At 72.7% G+C, this 19,176-nt stretch carries 18 protein-coding genes and 1 pseudogene; 6 read left to right on the forward strand and 13 right to left on the reverse strand.

Annotated features, from left to right (window positions below; all coding sequences use genetic code 11):
- Nucleotides 1-36: 36 nt before the first annotated feature.
- Nucleotides 37-258 carry a hypothetical protein gene (locus ABGB18_RS03200; RefSeq protein WP_347693774.1) on the reverse strand — a complete coding sequence of 74 codons (222 nt, stop codon included), beginning with the start codon at nt 256-258 and terminating at the stop codon, nt 37-39.
- Nucleotides 259-439: 181 nt separating this feature from the next.
- A pseudogene (locus ABGB18_RS03205) lies at nt 440-649 on the reverse strand (transposase); the annotation flags it as partial.
- A gap of 163 nt (nt 650-812) precedes the next feature.
- Here ABGB18_RS03205 and ABGB18_RS03210 point away from each other — a divergent pair.
- Together ABGB18_RS03210 and ABGB18_RS03215 are read left to right on the forward strand one after the other, a co-directional pair.
- Nucleotides 813-1,433: a bifunctional 4-hydroxy-2-oxoglutarate aldolase/2-dehydro-3-deoxy-phosphogluconate aldolase gene (locus ABGB18_RS03210; RefSeq protein ID WP_347693775.1), complete on the forward strand. Its 621-nt coding sequence runs from the start codon at nt 813-815 to the stop codon at nt 1,431-1,433.
- Nucleotides 1,434-1,562: 129 nt separating this feature from the next.
- A complete protein-coding gene (locus ABGB18_RS03215) occupies nt 1,563-2,468 on the forward strand; it encodes a D-isomer specific 2-hydroxyacid dehydrogenase family protein (protein WP_347693776.1) in 906 nt (301 codons plus the stop codon).
- Between the two features lie 46 nt (nt 2,469-2,514).
- Here ABGB18_RS03215 and ABGB18_RS03220 read toward each other — a convergent pair whose 3' ends face one another.
- The 7 genes from ABGB18_RS03220 to zwf all read right to left on the reverse strand — a co-directional run bounded on the left by ABGB18_RS03220 (nt 2,515) and on the right by zwf (nt 12,122).
- Nucleotides 2,515-4,536, reverse strand: coding sequence for a protein kinase (locus ABGB18_RS03220; protein ID WP_347693777.1), 2,022 nt, complete (start codon nt 4,534-4,536; stop codon nt 2,515-2,517).
- A gap of 179 nt (nt 4,537-4,715) precedes the next feature.
- On the reverse strand, nt 4,716-5,870 hold the full coding sequence (locus ABGB18_RS03225) for a cytochrome P450 (protein WP_347693778.1): 1,155 nt from the start codon (nt 5,868-5,870) through the stop codon (nt 4,716-4,718).
- 171 nt (nt 5,871-6,041) lie between these two features.
- Nucleotides 6,042-6,827 (reverse strand): IclR family transcriptional regulator, encoded by a 786-nt coding sequence (locus ABGB18_RS03230; protein WP_347693779.1) that lies wholly within the window; start codon nt 6,825-6,827, stop codon nt 6,042-6,044.
- Between the two features lie 129 nt (nt 6,828-6,956).
- Entirely contained in the window at nt 6,957-7,568 is a 612-nt protein-coding gene (gene eda, locus ABGB18_RS03235) for a bifunctional 4-hydroxy-2-oxoglutarate aldolase/2-dehydro-3-deoxy-phosphogluconate aldolase (protein ID WP_347693780.1), read from the reverse strand.
- Nucleotides 7,569-7,633: 65 nt separating this feature from the next.
- The gene (glk, locus tag ABGB18_RS03240; RefSeq protein WP_347693781.1) at nt 7,634-8,599 is read right to left on the reverse strand and encodes a glucokinase; all 966 of its coding nucleotides are present in this window, start codon (nt 8,597-8,599) and stop codon (nt 7,634-7,636) included.
- 113 nt (nt 8,600-8,712) lie between these two features.
- Complete coding sequence (edd, locus tag ABGB18_RS03245) at nt 8,713-10,644, reverse strand: phosphogluconate dehydratase (protein ID WP_347693782.1); 1,932 nt, start codon at nt 10,642-10,644, stop codon at nt 8,713-8,715.
- Nucleotides 10,641-12,122 (reverse strand): glucose-6-phosphate dehydrogenase, encoded by a 1,482-nt coding sequence (gene zwf / locus ABGB18_RS03250; RefSeq protein WP_347693783.1) that lies wholly within the window; start codon nt 12,120-12,122, stop codon nt 10,641-10,643. The genes edd and zwf overlap by 4 nt, the downstream gene beginning before the upstream one ends.
- A 141-nt stretch (nt 12,123-12,263) precedes the next feature.
- Here zwf and ABGB18_RS03255 point away from each other — a divergent pair, with 141 nt between their 5' ends.
- Nucleotides 12,264-13,460: an ROK family transcriptional regulator gene (locus ABGB18_RS03255; RefSeq protein WP_347693784.1), complete on the forward strand. Its 1,197-nt coding sequence runs from the start codon at nt 12,264-12,266 to the stop codon at nt 13,458-13,460.
- A gap of 24 nt (nt 13,461-13,484) precedes the next feature.
- Here the strand turns inward: ABGB18_RS03255 and ABGB18_RS03260 are convergent, their stop codons facing one another.
- The 3 genes from ABGB18_RS03260 to ABGB18_RS03270 all read right to left on the reverse strand — a co-directional run bounded on the left by ABGB18_RS03260 (nt 13,485) and on the right by ABGB18_RS03270 (nt 16,477).
- A complete protein-coding gene (locus tag ABGB18_RS03260; protein WP_347693785.1) occupies nt 13,485-14,204 on the reverse strand; it encodes a hypothetical protein in 720 nt (239 codons plus the stop codon).
- A gap of 151 nt (nt 14,205-14,355) precedes the next feature.
- Nucleotides 14,356-15,513 (reverse strand): galactonate dehydratase, encoded by a 1,158-nt coding sequence (dgoD, locus tag ABGB18_RS03265; protein WP_347693786.1) that lies wholly within the window; start codon nt 15,511-15,513, stop codon nt 14,356-14,358.
- 163 nt (nt 15,514-15,676) lie between these two features.
- Nucleotides 15,677-16,477 carry an ion transporter gene (locus ABGB18_RS03270; RefSeq protein WP_347693787.1) on the reverse strand — a complete coding sequence of 267 codons (801 nt, stop codon included), beginning with the start codon at nt 16,475-16,477 and terminating at the stop codon, nt 15,677-15,679.
- Between the two features lie 117 nt (nt 16,478-16,594).
- Between ABGB18_RS03270 and ABGB18_RS03275 the strand changes: the two genes are divergently transcribed.
- Nucleotides 16,595-16,912 (forward strand): DUF4190 domain-containing protein, encoded by a 318-nt coding sequence (locus ABGB18_RS03275; RefSeq protein ID WP_347693788.1) that lies wholly within the window; start codon nt 16,595-16,597, stop codon nt 16,910-16,912.
- Here ABGB18_RS03275 and ABGB18_RS03280 read toward each other — a convergent pair.
- Nucleotides 16,829-17,605 carry a TetR/AcrR family transcriptional regulator gene (locus tag ABGB18_RS03280; protein WP_347693789.1) on the reverse strand — a complete coding sequence of 259 codons (777 nt, stop codon included), beginning with the start codon at nt 17,603-17,605 and terminating at the stop codon, nt 16,829-16,831. The two genes, ABGB18_RS03275 and ABGB18_RS03280, sit on opposite strands and share 84 nt — an antisense overlap.
- Before the next feature lie 68 nt (nt 17,606-17,673).
- On the opposite strand from ABGB18_RS03280, the gene ABGB18_RS03285 reads away from it, so the two are divergent.
- Both ABGB18_RS03285 and ABGB18_RS03290 read left to right on the forward strand, forming a co-directional pair.
- Nucleotides 17,674-18,429 carry an ATP-binding cassette domain-containing protein gene (locus ABGB18_RS03285; RefSeq protein ID WP_347693790.1) on the forward strand — a complete coding sequence of 252 codons (756 nt, stop codon included), beginning with the start codon at nt 17,674-17,676 and terminating at the stop codon, nt 18,427-18,429.
- Nucleotides 18,429-19,154, forward strand: coding sequence for an ABC transporter permease (locus tag ABGB18_RS03290; RefSeq protein WP_347693791.1), 726 nt, complete (start codon nt 18,429-18,431; stop codon nt 19,152-19,154). Before ABGB18_RS03285 ends, ABGB18_RS03290 begins: the two co-directional genes overlap by 1 nt.
- The last annotated feature ends 22 nt before the right edge of the window (nt 19,155-19,176 follow it).

The following is a 19,176-nucleotide window of genomic DNA, read 5'->3' on the forward strand; positions in this document are numbered from 1 at the left end:
CGCCGGTGTAGGTGGCCACCATGTCCCACCGTGACCTCAGCTGCGCGTGCGGATCAGCATGACCAGCCCGGCGATGAACGACCCAAGCAGGACCGGCGAAAGGACCGCGAGGCCGCCCCACACGACGAGGCCGAGATAGCCGAGCGCGGACGAACTGTACGTCGGGTCGGAGTCGGCGGCCGCGAACAGCCCCAGGCCGAGGACGACACCGGCCACCGTGAGCGCGATCGGCGTCCACAGCAGCACGTGGGCCCACACACGGTACCTCCGACTGTGGACACGCCGGGCCGACGGCATGTTCGGCCGCGAGGGATACCCGGCGGATTCGCTCATGCCCCTTTTTACCATCCCGCATGGATCCCGCACCGCAGGGCCGGCAACGGTCACGTCCACGGACGTGGTGTATGAATCGATCTCCGAGTCATCCCTTTTCGGCGGGTTAAGCGGTAAATGTCTGCTGGAGCGGGTTCGGGGCCGGTGGGTCGCCGGCGATCAGCCGGAGACGGGTCTCGGCCGGCACGTCCAGGCCCAGGTAGCGGCGGGCTTCGGCCCATTCGTCGGTCTGCTCGGCCAGCACCGCACCGACCAGCCGGATGATCGAGGGGCGGCCGGGGAAGATGCCGACCACGTCGGGGCGCCGGCGGATCTCCTTGTGACGTGGTCCTCGCCGACATCCGCATGCCCGGCCGCGACGGCCTTGAGTTCGGGCGCCGTACGGAGATGATTGGATGTCTCAGTCGGACACCGACCCCGAACGCGGGGGACGCGTTCACCGAGGCCGGGCAGGAGCATCCGCCGGCAGAAGGGGAGTCATGTACCGCTGGGAGATCGTCCAGGCCGTCACCGAGCAGCGGGTGTTCGGGATCGTCAGGAGCACAGGGCCGGAGGAGGCGGTGGCCGCCGCCGAGGCCGTGCTGGAGGCCGGGCTGAGGGCCGTGGAGGTGGCGCTCACCACGCCGCGCGCCCTCACCGCTGTCGCGCGGCTCAGCGAGAGCCGGCCGCGGGCGCTCGTGGGGGCCGGCACCGTGCTCGACGCGGCGGCCGCTCGCGCCGCGGTCGAGGCGGGCGCGCGCTTCCTCGTCTCGCCCAGCCTGCACCCCGAGGTGATCCGCACCGGGCATCGCCACGGCGTGCCCGTCTTCCCCGGCGTGGCGACCCCGACCGAGATCGTCCGGGCCCTGGAGGAGGGCGCGGACGCGGTGAAGATCTTCCCGGCGGCGGCGGTGTCGCCGTCCTGGCTGCGGGACGTGCGGGCGGCGCTGCCGCAGGTGCCCGCGATCCCCACCGGAGGCGTGACGATCGACAACGCGCCGGACTGGATCGCGGCCGGCGCCGTGGCCTGCGGCATGGGCTCCGCGCTGACCTCCGGCGGGCCTCGCGCGGCGGGCGAGCGGGTCACCGCCCTGCTCGCCAAGCTCGCGCAGGCGCGCTGACACCCGCGAAGGAGTCGACGCGGCCCACCGGCCGGCCCTCCAGCCCGCGCGCGGCAGCCCCCGCACGCCTCTCGCCATCGCCCCCGCGTGTGGCACCCCCAGCACCTCGGACCTTCAGGAGAACCAACGATGACCGTCCCCATCCACGTGGGCCCCGAGCCGGTCCCCGCCCTCATCGACGCCGTACGCCGGGGCGGCGGGCAGGTCGTGCCGCTGGAGGAAGCCGAGGCCATCGTCTACTTCGGCAACGACGACCCCGAGGAGATCCGGTCGATGCTGCACGGCGGCATCCGCTGGGTGCAGCTCCCGCACGCGGGCGTCGAGCGGTGGGCCGACGCCGGGGTCGTCTCCGAGCGCCCGGTCTTCACCGCCGCCGCCGGCGCGTACGGCGCGCCCGTGGCCGAACACGCGCTGGCCCTGATGCTGGCGGCGGCGCGCGGGCTGCACCGGCTGGCCAGAGCCACCTCCTGGGGGCCCAACAAGTCCCGGGAGTTCGCGGGCTCGACGGTGGCCATCGTGGGCTGCGGTGGCATCGGGCGGGAGCTGATCCGGATGCTGGAGCCGTTCGGGTGCTCGATCGTGGCGGTCACCGGCAGCGGCGGGGTGCCGGGCGCGACCCGGGTCGTCCCGCGCGCCCGCTATCGGGAGGCGCTGCCGGAGGCGGACTACGTGGTCGTCTCCGCGCCCGCCACGCCGGGGACGCGGGGCATGTTCGGCGCAGGTGAGTTCGCTCTCATGCGCGAGGACGCCTGGCTGGTGAACGTCGCCAGGGGCGGCCTCGTCGTGACCGACGACCTGGTGGCGGCCCTGCGCGCGGACCGCATCGGCGGCGCGGCACTGGACGTCACCGACCCCGAGCCGCTGCCGACCGGCCACCCGCTGTGGGAGCTGGACAACGTGCTGATCACACCACACTGCGCCAACCCGCGCGCCGCCTACTGGCGCGGCCTGGCCGAACGCGTCACCTCGAACGTCCGCCACTTCCGCACCGGCACCCCGCTGGAGGGCCTGGTCTCCCCATCCCAGGGCTTCTGACCGGTACTCCCGCGGGGTGGTCGCCTGTCCGGGTCCTGGGCCGTCCTCAGCTCTCCAGATTGAGCCGGGCTCCATTGCTCAGCCCCGAGTCGTGGACCTCCAGCCCGGACGGCACTCGGTTCTTCGGGAACTCGAACACCAGCGTGCCGGCGAACGACCGGCCCGCCTCGATGCGGATCGGCGTGATCTGCTTGCCGCCGCCGTCCAGCAGACCGGTGCCGCTGTGCGGGTCGTCGTCCTCGTCGATGAGCTTCTGCTGGCCCGGGTAGAGCACCCTGGCCTCGGGGCCCAGGTTGTCCACCCGCACCCCGATCCGGCAGGTGCGGTTGGTGGCGGCCTTGGAGGGTGTGGGGCACTTCGTACTCGTGACGGCGAACTTCAGCCTGCCGTCCTGCACGGGCCCGTCCGCCCCGGCAGGCGGGGTGCGGAAGATCCACATCAGTGCGGCCATCAGGATCACCAGCAGCACGATGACGATGACCAGCGCGGTCAGGCAGCCCGTCACCACGCTCCGCCTGGGCCGGGAACGCTGGTAGCCGGGCCCGGGCAGAGGGCCCTGGCCGGTGGTCGAGTGGTGCGGCAGCGGCCCCTGCCCCGTCTGGTGCGGGAGCGGCGCGCGCACGGCCGGCATCGGCCCCGTCTGGTGCGGCAGCGGCATCTGCACGGCGGGCATCGGACCGGTCCGCTCCACGAGCGGCGGCGGCTGCGGCCCCCGGTTGGCCGGACCCGTGCGCTCGGCGTGCGGCACCCTCCCGGCTCCGGCAGCGGGACCAGGGTTGGGGCCAGGCACGTGACCCGAGCCGGGAGCCGGAGCGGGAGCAGGACCATGGCCCGAGCCGGGAGCTGGGGGCGGGCCAGGGGCATGGCCGGGGCCGGGAGCGGAGCCCGGGCCGGGAGCATGGGCCGCGGCGGTGCCGTCGGCGTGTGGTGGTTGCTGCGGGACGCGCCCGGAGGTCTCCGGGTGCGGGGGGATGCGGCCGGAGGTTTCCGCGTGCGGGGGGATGCGGCCGGAGGTCTCGGCGTGCGGAGGCTGTCGCGGGATGCGGCCCGAGGTTTCGGGGTGTGGCTGGGGGCCGCGGCCCTCCGGCGGGCGGGGCGGCTGGGGGTGGCCGGCGCCGGGGACGGGGCCGGCGCGGTCGGGAGACGGCACCGGGTGCGGCGCCCCGGGCATCAGCGGCCCGAACTCCGACGGGTTCCACGCGTTGGTGAGGTGTTTGGTGGCGGCGAGCTGCGCCGCCGGCTCGTCGGCCGCTCCCACCAGCTCCAGCAGGAGCTGCCGGGCGGCCGGCCGGCGCGCCGGGTCGGGGTGGATGGCCGCCGCGACCAGCCGGTCCAGCGGCGCCGGCAGCCCACGCAGGTCGGGCGGCGCGGTGCGGGCCCTGGCCGCCATCACGTAGGCGTCGCCCTCCCCGAAGGGATGCCCCCCGAGCCCCGCGTACGCGATCAGCGACCCCCACGCGAACACGTCACCGGCCGGGCTGGTGCGACCCTCGAAGACCTGCTCGGGAGCGATCCAGCCGGGCGTGCCCATCACCATGCCGGCGTTGGTGTGCCGGGAGTCGACGTGCCGCGTGGACCGCGCCAGCCCGAAGTCGATCACTCTGGGCCCGGCCAGTGTCAGCATCACGTTCGCGGGCTTGAGGTCGCGGTGCACCAGACCCACCGCGTGGATCGCGGTCAGCGCGGCGGCCACGCCCACGGCCGCCGCGTGCAGCACGGACGGCGACAGCGCCCCGTGCTCGATCAGGTGGTCTTCCAGTGAGATGCCGTCGATGTATTCGGTGACGAGGTAGAGCCGCCCGCGGTCCTCGCCGTGGTCGAGCACCCGCGCCGTGCAGAACGAGGCCACCTTGCGGGCGTTGGAGACCTCCTCGTGGAAGCGCGCCCGGTAGACCGGGTCGGCCGTGAAGTCGCGCCGGATCGCCTTGAGCGCCACCCGCGGCCCGTCGGCGGCCTTGGCGAGGTAGACCACTCCCATGCCACCGGAACCGAGACGGCTGATCAGCTCGTAGGGGCCGATCGCCGGCGGATCATCCGGCTGGAGCGGAGTGCCTGCGGAGCGCCCCAACGTCGCCGTCCTCTCGCCGTCCTGATCCTGTCTCAACCCGAACCGTTCCTCCACCCGGCTCGTCGGCCTGCAGCAACCCGAACCGTTTCCGCCGCCCGGCATCCCGTTTGTACCCCCAGACTCTAACGGAGGACGGGACTTCCCGTTGGCCACAAGGCTTGAGCAGGCATGCTTCGCGGTCAACCGGAGGAGGGCTTGCGCCGGACGGGACGCATGGTGACGCGCAGCCGCGAGAGGTTGAGCGAGTGGGGCAGCGGTCGGTGCGGCGAGAGCACCCGCCCGACCGGCCGGGGCCGGGCTTCACGCAGGATGGTGCCGAGGAAGGCCGTGCCGATCGCGAGCGTGAGGTGCACGCCGTCGCAGCCCGGCCGGGCCCACCACTCCTCGGCCGCGGTCCCGTCCAGCCAGATCTCGGGTGCGAACGAGTTCGCGTACGGCAGGCGCGGGTTGCGCTGGTGCGCCGCGACCGGCACGAGCACGGTACGGCCGGCGGGCAGGGTGGTGCCGTACCAGGAGGTCTCGGCGGTGGTGACGCGGGCCAGCACCGGCACCGGCGGCCACAGGCGCAGGCCCTCGCGCAGGCACGCCCGCAGGTAGCCGGGGTCGGCGCGGGCCGTCTTGCGCTGCCGGGGGTGGGCGGCGACCAGGGCCAGGGTGTGCGTCAGCGCCGCCCCCGCCACGTCGAACCCCATCAGCCAGAAGGCCGCCTGCATGAGCCTGCGCGACTCGGCCTCCGGTGTCTCCGCGATCAGGCCGGCCAGGCTGCCGGGCTCGGCGCGGCGCAGGTGGTCGATGATCCGCGCGTCGTAGCGGCCCGAGAGGATCTCCTGGCGCCGCAGGGCCCGCCGTCCCCGGCGCCGCCCGCCCGCCCGCGTGAGGGCCGTCAGCAGCCGGGTGAGCTCCTTGTCGGAGGCGGCGCCGTCGCCGTAGACGCAGCGCCGGGCCACCCGCTCCCAGCGGGCGCTCAGCCGCGCGTGGTCCACCACGCCGGTGGTGAGATGCCCGGCCTCCTCCCGGGCGATCTCGATGAACGCCGGGCGCAGCACGTCCGAGGTCAGGCCGGAGGGGTGGGGCTCGACGGCGGGCGCGTAGGCGTCGTCGTCCCCGGACACCACCCGCAGCGCGTCGCGTTTGGACAGGATCAGCAGCGCCGGGCCGCGCAGCCCGCGGACCAGGACGGGGCGGCCGCCGTAGCGGGACTCGAGGTCGGCCAGCAGGCTGCGGGAACGCAGCGGGTCGCGCCGCCGCAGCAGGTGCGGCGGGCCCTGCGGGGCGAGCAGGGCCGCCAGTCGCAGGCTTTCCAGCACGGTGGCCCTGGGCAGCCCCCTAGGCACGCGCGGCCGTCCACGATCCAGCCGTCGCCCGGTAGGGGTTCACGAAAGCCGGACGGCGAGGGAAGGTCATAGGTCGATGTGATCGCCGCGGGCCCGTGGGCGCAATCGAGGTTTCGGCCAATGGAACGTTTTCGGACCCATGATCTCCCGGCGTTCCGGTGACCGGAACAGCTAGGTGGAGGCCAGGGCCATCGAGATGGCCTGGGCGGCGCCGCGTACCGAGATGCCCAGCTTCGCCAGCGGCGCCGAGGCGGCGGGCGCGGCCACCCCCAGCGACATGCAGACGCGGCCGCCCGGCCCGAACACGGGGGCGGCCACGCAGGCCACGCCCTCGGTGTACTCGTCCCGCGCGTAGGCCACGCCGTTGCGGCGGACCTGCGCCAGCTCCCGCTCCAGCGCGGCCGCGTTGGTGATCGTGCGATGGGTGGCGCGCTCGAACGTGCCGCGCGCCAGCAACCCCTGGCGCAGCCAGGGATCGAAGGCCAGCAGCGCCTTGCCGGTCGCCGTGCAGTGCAGCGGCGCCCGGTCCAGGTCGTCGGAGCGGGAGACGACGCGGTTGTGGCCGTAGAGCCGCTCGACGTAACGCGCCTCCAGACCCGAGGGCACCGCCAGGTTGACCGTCTGCCTGGTGGTCTCGTGCAGGTAGAGCAGGAAGGGCAGCACCGTACGGCGGGTGCCCGGCACGCGGGTGACCCCGGCCATCGTCTCCAGCAGCTCGCCCGGCAGGTAGCCGTTGCCCACCCGCCGGGCCAGCTCGCGCGAGCACAGCACGCCCAGGATCCGGTGCCCGGTCGACTTGGGCAGGCCCGTGCTCCGGCACAGCTGGGACAGCGTGAGCGGGCGGGTGGCCGCGCCCAGCGCGAGCATGATGTCGATGCCCCGCTCCAGGCTGCCCGGCTGCGCCACCGCGCGGACCCGGTCGGGCGACTCCTGCTGACTCTCCGTTGTGCCCGGCATGCACGCCCCTTTCCCTCTCCAGGGAGCGAAGGGGGTCTCCCGGGACTGCGGCTTTACAGTTCCTTGCCTACCCGCCCGCGCGTTTCCGATGCTCGGCGCAGAGCGATGATCTCCCCGTGAGCCGGCCCCCTATCGGAGTGCGGCGGCCTCGGCTGCGAGCTTCTCCACCCGGTCCCAGTCGCCGGCGGCGAGCGCGTCGGCGGGGGTCAGCCAGCTGCCGCCGACGCACCCCACGTTGGGCAGCGCCAGATAGGCGGGCGTGGTCTCCGCCCTGATCCCGCCGGTCGGGCAGAACCGCACGTCGGGGAGCGGCCCGTACAGGGACTTGAGGTAGGGCACGCCGCCCGCCGCCTCGGCGGGGAAGAACTTGAGCTCCTTGACGCCCCGCTCGGCCAGCGCCATGATCTCGGACACGGTGCCCGCGCCCGGCAGGTACGGGACCCCGCTCGAATCCAGCGCCTCGACCAGCGCCAGGGTCGTCCCCGGGGACACCAGGAACCCCGCCCCGGCCGAGACCGCGGCCGCGATGTCATCACTGGTGCGGACGGTCCCCGCCCCCACGGTCGCCTCCGGCACCTCGGCCGCGATCCTGGCGATGGCCTCCCGGGCGGCCGGGGTGCGCAGGGTCACCTCGATCACCGGCAGTCCCCCGGCGACCAGCGCCCGGGCCATCGGTACGGCGCTCTCCACGTCCTCGACCACCACGACGGGGATCACTGGAGCGAGATCGAGCAAGCTCATCGGTCTGTCTCCTCGCCGGCCCACGAGGGGCCGTCTTGTCCTGAACACTTCAGGATTATCCGGTTTCAGCCCACCAGTTTCGTCCGGGCGAGCTGGCTCAGCCAGGCGGCCGCGCCGGTCAGGGCCGGTTGCGGCGCCACGATCAGGGCGGTGCCGATGGCCGCCAGGTATGCGGGCATGTCAGGGTTGGCGGCGAACCGGGCGCGGAAGCCGCTGGTACGCACGCGTTCCACGATACGGGGCAGCACTCCGCCGCCCAGGTAGACCCCACCCCGGGCGCCGAGGGTGAGCGCGACGTTGCCGGCGAAACACCCCAGCATCCCGCAGAACATCTCGACCGTCTCCGCGCACAGCGAGTCGTCGAGCCTGGCCACGATGTCCGAGGCTGTCAGGTCGGGCGCGGTGACGCCGTTCACCAGGGCCAGCGCCCGGTGCAGCCGTACCAGGCCGGGCCCGGACAGCACGTGCTCGGCCACCACGTGCCCGGGCCCCCGCTCCCGCAGGACCCGGACGACCTCCCGCTCCCGCGGCTCCACCGCCGGGATCGTGACGTGCCCGCCCTCGCCCGGGATCGGCGTCCAGCCGTGCTCGGTCGGCATCAGGCCGCCCACGCCGAGCCCGGTCCCCGGGCCCAGCACGGCCTTCACCCCATGGCCCGGCTCGGGGCCGCCGAGGGACACCAGGTCGCCGGCGTGCAGGTGGGGCAGGGACACCGCCAGCGCGGCGAAGTCGTTGAGCAGCACCGCGTACGGCACGTCGAGATCGCGTACGGACCCGGCCCACGTCGAGTTCGTGAGCCGGTATCGGTCGCCGTCGATCGGCCCCGCCAGGGCCAGGCAGGCCGCCCCCGGTCGCACTCCGCCCGCGTGGTCCGCGAGATAGGCGGCTACGGCTTCGGGGAGGGTCGCGTAGTCGGCCCCGTGCAGGACCGCGACGTTCGACGGCCGCGCTCCCGGCGAGGTGACCAGGCCGAATCTGGCGTTGGTCCCGCCGATGTCGGCGACGAGCCAGGGAAGGTCAAAGGCATTCACGGCGCACCTCCGGCGTCCAGGACGGCGTCAAGATCGATCGCCGTACAAAGGATCCCATGGGCCAACACGCCATCCCATACAGGCCCGTAAGCCGCGTACGACCTCAAAACAGATCATCGGGCCAGCGCGGCGACCGGTGTGCCGCCCGTCTCCAGGTGCGAGGAGCCGGCCTCGGCCGGGAAGCCGAGCCCCGGGCCGTGCTCCGGCGACTCGGCGCCGCTCACCCCGAAGATCCCGGCGCCCTGCTCCGCGTGGCCCGCCATCCGGCGGAACGCCGCGAACAGCTCGCGGCCCGTCCCGACCCACTGCGCGTCGCTGAGCGGGCGCCCCTCGGGCGTGCGCGCGGCCAGCTCCGGCGCGGGCACCAGCAGCTCCAGCGTCCCGGCCGCCGAGTCCAGCCTGATCACGTCGCCCTCGCGCACCAGCGCGATCGGCCCGCCGTCGGCCGCCTCCGGCGACAGGTGGATGGCCGCGGGCACCTTTCCGGACGCCCCGGACATGCGCCCGTCGGTGACGATCGCCACCCGCTGACCCCGGTCCAGCAGCACCGCCAGCGGCGGGGTGAGCTTGTGCAGCTCCGGCATGCCGTTCGCGCTCGGCCCCTGGTAGCGGATGACCGCCACGAAGTCCTGCCCGTCCAGCTCGCCCGCCTCGAACGCGCGCAGCAGGTCGAGCTGGTCGTCGAACACCTTCGCCGGCGCCTCGATCACCAGGTGCTCCGGCTTGACCGCCGAGACCTTGCTGACGGCCCGGCCCAGGTTGCCCTCGACCATGTGGATCCCGCCGTCGGCCGAGAACGGCCGCGCGACCGGCCGCAGCACGTCCAGGTCGCCGCTGCCGCCGGTGACCGGCGACCAGACCGGCTCGCCGTCCACCAGGGCGGGCGCCTCGCGGTAGCGGTCGAGGCCGGGCCCGGCCACGGTGAGCACGTCGCCGTGCAGCAGCCCCGCGTCGAGCAGGTCGCCGATGAGCACCTGCATGCCGCCGGCGTCGCGGAAGTGGTTCACGTCCGCCTGGCCGTTGGGGTAGATCTTGGTGAGCGACGGCACGACCCGCGACAGGGCGGCGAAGTCGTCCCAGGTCAGCACGATGCCCGCGGCCGCCGCCATGGCCACCAGGTGCAGCGTGTGATTGGTGGAGCCGCCGGTGGCCAGCAGCGCCACGCACGCGTTCACGATGGCCTTCTCGTCCACCACCTCGCCGATCGGCGTGTACTCGGCACCGTGCGCGGTGATCTCCACCGCCCGGCGCCCGGCCGCCCCGGTCAGGGCGTGGCGCAGCTCGGTGTGCGGGTTGACGAACGTCGAGCCGGGCAGGTGCAGGCCCATGACCTCCATCAGCGCCTGGTTGGAGTTCGCGGTGCCGTAGAAGGTGCAGGTGCCGGGGGAGTGGTACGACTTGGACTCCGCCTCCAGCAGCTCGCCCCGGCCCACCTTGCCCTCGGCGAAGAGCTGCCGGGTGCGGGCCTTGACCTTGTTCGGCAGCCCGGAGGTCATCGGGCCGGCGGGCACGAAGACCGCGGGCAGGTGCCCGAAGTGCAGCGCCCCGATGAACAGCCCCGGCACGATCTTGTCGCACACGCCCAGCAGCAGCGTCGCGTCGAACATGTCGTGCGAGAGCGCGATCGCGGTTGACATGGCGATCACGTCGCGGCTGTAGAGCGACAGCTCCATGCCGGCCCGCCCCTGCGTGATGCCGTCGCACATCGCGGGCACGCCGCCGGCGACCTGCGCCACGCCCCCGGCCCGGCGCACGGCCGTCTTCAGCTCGGCCGGGTAGGTCTCGAAGGGCTGGTGGGCCGACAGCATGTCGTTGTAGCTCGTCACGATGGCCACGCCCGGCTTGGCCGAGCCCATCAGGGCGGGCTTGTCCGCGCCGGAGGCGGCGAAGCCGTGCGCCAGGTTCGCGCACCCCAGGTGGGAGCGCGCCGGGCCGTTCGCCCGCGCGGCCTCGCCGTCGCGGCGGATCCGCGCCAGGTACGTGGCCCGGCTGGCCACGCTGCGCTCGGCGATGCGATCGGTGATGTCCTGAATGAGCGAATTCACACTTCCTCCTCGTGCCAGGCACGACCGCTGCGGCCGAGCAGCTCGTGGGCCCCGACGGGGCCGGTGGTGCCCGCGGGGTAGGGCTCGGGCAGGTCGCCGGACGACTCCCAGGCCGACAGGATCGGGTCGATCCAGCGCCAGGCCGCCTCCACCTCGTCGCGGCGCATGAACAGGGTCGGGTTCCCGGCCAGCACGTCCGTCAGCAGCCGCTCGTACGCCTCCGGCACCCGCGCCGTGAACGTCTTGCCGAAACTCAGCGACAGCGGCACCGGCTTCAGCGCCACCTCGCCGGCGCCCGGCTCCTTGGCCATGATGTGCAGCTCGATGCCCTCCTCCGGCTGCAGCCGCAGCACCAGGCGGTTCGGCGTGCCGCCGGGGTAGATGGAGTGCGGCACGTCCTTGAACTGCACCACGATCTCCGAGCGCCGGTGCGGCATGCGCTTGCCGGTACGCAGGTAGAACGGCACCCCCGCCCACCGCCAGTTTCTGATCTCGGCCCGGATCGCGGTGAAGGTCTCCACCCGCCGGGAGGCCTCGGTCGGCGGCGTGGAGGCGGGCTCGTCCAGGTAGCCGGGCATGCCGGCGGCCTCGACGTACTGGCCGCGCACGGTGAAGCGGTCCACCTCGGTGCCGGAGATCGGCCGCAGCGCCTGCAGCACCTTGACCTTCTCGTCCCGGATGGCCTCGCGGTCGTTGCGGGCCGGCGGCTCCATCGCGGTCAGGGTGAGCAACTGGAGCAGGTGGTTCTGCACCATGTCGCGCAGCGCGCCGGCGTGGTCGTAGTAGCCGCGCCGGCCGGGCGTGCCGACGGTCTCGGCGGCCGTGATCTGCACGTGGTCGATCCAGAGGGAGTTCCAGATCGGCTCCAGGAAGGCGTTGGCGAAGCGCAGGACCAGCAGGTTCTGCACGGTCTCCTTGCCCAGGTAGTGGTCGATGCGGAAGATCTGGCGCTCGTCGAAGATGGCGCCGACCTCGTCGTTGATCCGCTGCGCGCTCGGCAGGTCGTGGCCCAGCGGCTTCTCCAGCACCACCCGCGAGCGCGGCGTCACCAGCCCGGCCTGCTCCAGCTCCCGGCAGAAGGGCCCGAACGTACGCGGCGGGCTGGCCAGGTAGAACACCCGGTCGCGCGTCTCGTATCCGGCCAGCAGCTCCGCCAGGGCGTGCCAGCCGGCCCGGTCCTCGCCGCCCACGTCGACCGACACGTGGTGCAGCCGCTCCAGGAAGCGCCGCCATCCGGCGGGGTCGCCGGCCGGGACCCGGTCGCGTACCTCGGCGTCCACCTTGCCGCGGAAGTCGTCGTCGGTCAGCCCGCCCCGGGACAGGGCGATGACCCGGGTCTCCGGGGAAAGGCGGCCGTCCCTGTCGCTGTGGTAGAGCGCCGGCAGCAGCTTGCGCATGGACAGGTCGCCGGTGCCGCCGAAGACGACGAGGTCGGCGGTCTGGACGCCAGGGTCGGGTGAGGTCGTGGGGAGGGACACGGCTGAGCGCTCCGATGATCTGCCAAGAGGGACAGAACGGACACTAACCGGAGTTTGGGTCGCACACAAGCCGAGTTTTGGCATTCGAGATGAAAAAGTCTGGACTTTTCATTACCTAACCCCATGTGGTTCACTTAGCCGATGCCACGACGTACCGCCGCGACTCTCGCCACGAGTGGCGAGATCCTTCGCCTCATCCGCACCGGAGAGGCCGTGACGCGGGCCGACCTCGGCCGGGTGACCGGCCTGTCGCGCCCCGCGGTGCAGTTGCGCGTCGGTGAGCTGCTGGAACGCGGCCTGGTCGTGGAGCGTGACGACGCCCCGTCCACCGGCGGGCGGCCGCCGGTCCGGCTGGAGTTCAACGCCGCGGGCGGCGTGGTGCTGGTGGCGGCGCTCGGTGCCAGCCGCACCAGGGTGGCCGTGTGCGACCTGGCCGGGCGGGAGCTGGCCGGCCGCGAGTTCGCGATGGACGTGGAGCAGGGCCCCGACACGGTGCTGCCGCTGCTCATGGACACCTGGGACGAGCTGCTCGGCGACCGGCCGCACTCGATGATCAGGGGCGTCGGGATGGGCGTGCCGGCCACGGTGGAGTTCGCGCACGGCCGTACGGAGAGCGCCCGTGTGATGGCGTCGTGGACCGGCGTGGTGATCCCGCCGATCATCCAGGAGCGCTTCCCCGTCCCCGTGCTCGTCGACAACGACGTGAACGTGCTGGCCATCGGCGAGCACCGGGGGATCTATCCCGAGCTCAAGGACCTGATGTTCGTGAAGATCTCGACGCGGATCGGCGCGGGCGTGATCGCCGGCGGCGAGATCCTGCGCGGCGCGCTCGGCGCGGCGGGCGAGATCGGGCACATCCCGGTGCTGGACGGCGGCGACGTGCTGTGCCGCTGCGGCAACACCGGCTGCGTGGACTCCGTGGCCAGCGGCACCGCGCTCCTTCGCGAGCTGCGGGCGCACGGCAAGGACGTCAAGACCATCGCGGACGTGACGGCGCTGGTGCGGGCGGGCGACGCCGAGACGATGGCCACCGTGCGCGAGGCGGGGCGCAGGATCGGCGAGGTGCTGGCCGGGGCGGTCAACATCCTCAACCCGTCCGTGGTGGTGCTCGGGGGAGACGTGGCCGAGGCGTTCGGGCCGCTGATGTCGAGCATCCGCGAGGTCGTCTACCGCCGCTCGACGGCCCTGGCCACCCGGCGGCTGCGCGTCGAGCCGAGCCGGCTGGGCGCCGGGGCGGGCATCAGCGGCTGCGCGGTGATGGTGCTCGACCACGTGCTCTCACCCGAGACGGTGGACGAGGCCATGACGGTCTCCGTCCTGCGCGGGGTCTCCGGCTAGAGGTGGCTCCGGTGAGGCGCTCGGCTAGCGGGTGGCTTCGGGGGTGCGGGCCGGGGTGGGGTCGGGCACGGCCTCCAGGACTCTGATCGGGGTGCCGGCGGGCCGGGTGCGGCCCGGTTCCGCGGTGGCGGAGGCCGAGTCGTACGCCGTGGCGCCGACCCCGGGCCTGGTGCCGGGGCGGGTGCCGGCGGACGGGGTCCGGGTGATCGGCAGGCGGCCACCCCCGGCGGAGGGCCCGCGCGAGACGACGGGCGCTCGGGACGTGGCGGGCCCGCGGCCCGGCAGCGCACCGGCGGGGCCGCGCGGGTGATACTTGCCCGCACCACCGCCGCCTGGCACGCCGGAGGCGGCCGGCCCGTCCCCGCCGGCCCGCACCGAGCCGGACGGCGGGATCGATCGGCCGGGCGACGTCGCCGCACCTGACGCCGACGGGTTCGAGGCCGGTGGGCCGGAGGCCGTGGGGTCCGGCGCCGATGGGTTCGAGGCCGGCGGGGTGGAGGTCGATGGCGGGGTGTTGCGGCGGGCGGTGGCGAGCGGTTCGAAGGCGAACGGGCCGGAATGCCAGGAAGTGGGCGCCTCGCGGCCCGGCCAGTGGGCCGCGTCCAGCGTTCGCGTGCCGAACGCGCCGGTCATCAGCACCCCGGCCATGACGAGCATCAGCGTCCCGGTCACCACCCCGCCCGCCATCAGCACCCGCCGGCACCGCTCCCCCCGCTCGGCCGTCAGCGCCTGCCGAGGCGGCACCTCGTGATCGGCCGCCGCCGGCCTCTGCCGGGGCGGGGCGCCGGGGTCATGAGGTAAGGGCGGATCTGAGGGTCGGTGCGTCCCAGTCACCAGTCACATGTTAGGGATGCGCGCGCACTCCATGGGCCGATGTAAAGGTATGTCCGAATAATCACCATTCGGCGAACGACCCGTCCGGGTGCTCCCACACCTCGTTGCGCCAGGCGTGCCCGCGCTCCGCCGCCTCCCGTATGGCCCGCTCGTCCACCTCGATCCCCAGCCCCGGCGCCACCGGACGCTCGACGTACCCCTCGGAGAAGGCGAACACCGACGGATCCACCAGATAGTCCAGCAACGGCGTCCCCGCGTGGTAGCCGATCCCGAGGGACTGCTCCTGGATGAGGAAGTTCGGGGTGGCGAAGTCGATTTGCAGCGACGCCGCCAGCGAGATCGGCCCGAGCGGGCAGTGCGGCGCCACCGCGACCCCGTGCGCCTCCGCCATCGCGGCGATCCTGCGCAGCTCGGAGATGCCCCCCGCGTGCGACACGTCCGGCTGGGCCACGGCGATGCCGGTGGCCAGCACCTCGCGGAAGTCCCAGCGGGAGTAGAGCCGCTCGCCCGTGGCGATCGGCACGGACGTCGACTCCACCACGGTACGCAGGTCGCGCGAGAGCTCCGGCACCACCGGCTCCTCCACGAACATCGGCAGGTACGGCTCCAGCAGCGGCAGCACCCGCCGCGCCGCCGCGGGCGAGAGCCGGCCGTGGAAGTCCATCGCCAGGTCCACGTCGTCGCCCACGGCCGCGCGCACCGCCGCGACCCGGCCCACGGCCTCCTTGACGTGCGCCGCGCTGGGCACGTGCGGCGTGGCCTGGAACGGCGTGAACTTCATCGCCGTGAACCCGGCCTCCTTCCTGGCCACCGCCGCGTCCGCCAGCTCCGCGGCGGAGTCGCCGGCGATCCAGGTGTAGACCCGCGCCCGATCCCGCATGGGGCCGCCGAGCAGCTCGTGCACCGGCACACCGAGCGCCTTGCCCTTGATGTCCCAGAGCGCCTGGTCGATCCCCGCCACCGCGCTCGACAGCACGGGGCCGCCCCGGTAGAAGCCGCCCTTGGTCATGCGCTGCCAGTGGTCCTCGATCGGGGCGGGGTCGGCGCCGACGAGGCGCTCCATCAGGGTGTGCACGCATTCCCTGACGGTCTCCGCGCGGCCTTCGACGATCGGCTCGCCCCATCCGGTGATCCCCTCGTCGGTCTCTATCCGCAGGAACAACCAGCGGGGCTGGACGAGGAAGGTGTCGAATCCCACGATCTTCAGGCTTGAGGGCATGCGGTCCAGCATAAAAGCCCGGTCACGGCCGCTCCGTCAGCGGGGGGCACCGATGATCAGCACGTGCACAGCAGGCCGCGCAGCGCCGTCTCCAGGCACAAGTGGACGAGCAGCTCGTCGTGGAGTTCTACTCCCGTCAGCGGGGCCCCCGGGGCGCTTCCCCTCAGCGGGGGGTCAGCCCGGTGGGTGCCTGGCGGCGCAGCTCGGCGAGCTCCTCGCGCACCGCGGCGAGCTCGTCGAGGATCTGCTGGGTGTGCGCCGAGGTGTCCTCCAGCGCGGCCCGCTCCTCGGCGTTCTCCTCGTCCATGGCGCTCACGACCACGGCCATGAAGAGATTGAGCACGACGAAGGTGCACACCAGGATGAAGATCGTGAAGAAGACCCAGGCCGTTGGGTGGGTTCGCATCACGTCCCGGGCGATGTTTCCCCAGTCGTCGCCCGTCATCGTCTGGTAGAGGGTGAACAGCGAGGTCGGCAGGCTGCCGAAGCGTTCCGGGGCGGTCCCGCCGTAGAGCTTGGTGGCCATGACGGCGGCCACGTACAGGACCAGGGAGAGCAGCACCACGATCGAGCTCATCCCCGGCATCGCGCGCAGCAGCGCCGAGATCACCCGGCGCAGGCTCGGCACCACCGACAGCAGCCGCAGCGCGCGCAGGATGCGCAGCGAGCGCAGCACCGACAGGCTGCCCGTCATCGGCGCGAGGGCGATGGCGACGATGGCGGTGTCGAAGATGTTCCAGGGGTCGCGGAGGAAGGCCGCGCGCTCGGCGTAGATCTTGGCCAGCAGTTCGGCGACGAAGATGTAGAGCGCCACATGGTCGATCGTGGTGAGCAGGTGGTCGTACCGCTCGGCCACGGCCGGCATCGTCTCGAGGCCGAGGGCGCCCGAGTTGACCAGGATGACACCGATGATGAAGCGGTGGAATCGCGGGTGGGCGAGGAAGGCGCGAGTGCGTTCACGCACGGGGGCAGGCTCCTAAGGTCGATCATCTGCGGTCCCATGATGGCGCAACGTGATCAACGCGCAGTCTGTGGTATAAATCCCTCCTGACATCAGCGGGCGACGGGGGTTGGAGCGGCCATGTCCTATCCGAATTACGGTCCCTCTTCCTATGGTCCGCCACAGAGCCACCCCAACGGCACCACGATCCTCGTGCTGGGCATCCTCGGCCTGGTGGTCTGCTCCTTCATCGCTCCCTTCGCCTGGTCGATGGGCAACAAGGCGCTGCGTGAGATCGACGAGAGCGGCTATTACTTCGACAACCGCGGCAGCGTGCAGGCCGGTCGCATCTGCGGCATCATCGGCACCGTCCTGCTAATCATCACCGCCGGATTCATGGTCCTGGGGCTCGGGTTCGGACTGCTCTCCGGTCTCAGCACCACCACCAGCGGCTACTAGCGGCGGCCGCGCGCTCCCGGCTGTGCCGGCCGCGCGGCCGGTCTCGCCGTCTGCCAGGGGTGGCCGCGCGCCGTAGTCGCCGATGCCCGACTCCAGCAGGTCGAAGGCCCGCTCCGCCTGTGCCCTGAGGTCGGGCCCGATGCTCTCCCAGGGCTCGCCCGCCAGCACCCGGCGCACCGAGGAGTGGCTCAGCAGCCGCGTCGTGTTGAGCACCTGCGAGGCGACCAGCAGCGGCGTGAGGTCGTCCGGCTCGGCCCGGACCTCGTCGGCGAGCGCCCGCGCCAGCGACTGCTGGCGCAACTCGTGGACCTCGCGCAGCCGGGCCACCAGCGAGGGGCTGTCATCGACGATCTTGGCGAACAGGTCGGCGCCCACGTTGAAGCCGTAACGCCAGTGACGCGTCTCGAGCGCGTCGAGGACATCGCGGCGGAAGACCGCGGCCACGCTCTCGCCGGGTGCGCGTCCCCGCACCACCTGCACGGGATAGTCCACGGCCAGGTCCTGCCGGTCGGCGAACAGGTCCTCCTTGGTGCTGAAGTAGTTGAAGACCGTGTTGACCGACACGTCGGCGGTCCGCGCGACCTCGGCCACCGTCACGTTGTCGAACCCCTTGGCCATGAACAGTCCCATCGCGATGTCCGCGATGCGCTGCCTGGTCTCCCGCTTCTTCCGCTCCCGGAGCCCCTCTTCCATGCTTTAATGTTACCAAACTTGCAGTGACTCCAAGTTTGTAGCTACTTTAAGTTTGGAGGCGATGAAAAATGATCAAGACCACAGGTCTGGGCAAGACCTTCGAGGGCGGTGTGGAAGCCGTCCAAGGCGTGGACATCACGGTCGAGTCCGGCGAGATCGTCGGCTTCCTCGGCCCCAACGGCGCGGGCAAGACCACCACCATGCGCATGCTGACGACCCTGCTCCGCCCCACGGCGGGCACCGCCACGGTGGCGGGCCGCGATCTGCTCGGCGACGCCAGGGAGGTCCGGCGCCGCATCGGCTACGTCTCCCAGAGCGGCGGGATCCCGTTCGGGACGCCGCTGAAGGACGAGCTAGAGCTCCAGGGCATGCTCTACGGCCTGGGCCGCGGGCCGGCCGTGGCCAAGGCGGCCGAGGTCGTGGCCGGGCTGGGGCTCGCCGGGCTCGACACCCGATCCGGCGAGACGCTCTCGGGCGGTCAGCGCCGCCGCTTCGACATGGCCTTCGCGCTGCTGCACGACCCGGTCCTGCTCTTCCTCGACGAGCCGACGACCGGCCTCGACCCGCAGAGCCGGGCCAACCTGTGGGACCACATCCGCACGCTGCGCGCGGAGAAGGGGATCACGGTCTTCCTCACCACCCACTACCTCGACGAGGCCGACGCGCTCTGCGACCGGGTGCTGATCATCGACCACGGCCGGATCGTGGCCGAGGGTGCCCCGGCCGAGCTCAAGACCGGCGGCCGCACGCTCGACGACGTGTTCCTCGACATCACCGGCAGGTCACTGCGCGAGGAGAGCGAGCTTTCCGGGAAGGGGGCCTGATGCTGCGCGACACCTGGGTGCTGTTCCGCCACGGCGTGCGCGCCACCGTGCGGCAGAAGGTCGGCATCGTCTTCGGCGCGGTCCAGCCGCTGCTGTTCCTGGTGCTGTTCGGGCCCATCTTCACCACGTTCGGCACCTGGGAGACGCTGGTGCCGGGGCTGATCGTCCAGCTCGGGCTGCTGAGCATGGGGCTGGCCGGGTTCGGTGTGGTGTTCGAGAAACGCTCCGGCGCGCTGGAGCGGATGCGCGTCACCCCGGCCAGCCGGCTGGCACTGCTGCTCGGCCGGGTGCTCAACAACGCGGTCACGCTGGTGGTCCAGACGGTGCTGCTGCTGGCCGTCGCCTTCGCCCTCGGCCTGCGTGCTCCGGCGCCCGGGCTGGCGGCCGGGTTCGTGCTGGTCGTGGTGCTCGGGATCAGCCTGGCCGCGCTGTCCTACGCCATCGCGCTGACGATCAACGAGCACCTCTTCGCACCGGTGATGAGCACGGCCGTGGTCCCGCTCATCCTGCTGTCCGGCTCGTTCCTGCCGATGTCGATGGCGCCGGGCTGGCTCGACGCCATCTCGCACATCAGCCCGTTCAGATACGTCCTGGAGGCGCTGCGCGAGCTTTTCCAGGGGCGCTACCTGACGAGCACCGTGGGGGCCGGCGTGGTGGTGACCGTGGTCTTCGCCGCGGTCGCCCTCACCATCGGGGCCCGGGTGTTCGACCGGGAGAACGCCTGACAAACCCGCTCGGCGGTCGACC

Source organism: Nonomuraea sp. B12E4 (genome assembly GCF_039871825.1).
GTDB lineage: Bacteria > Actinomycetota > Actinomycetes > Streptosporangiales > Streptosporangiaceae > Nonomuraea.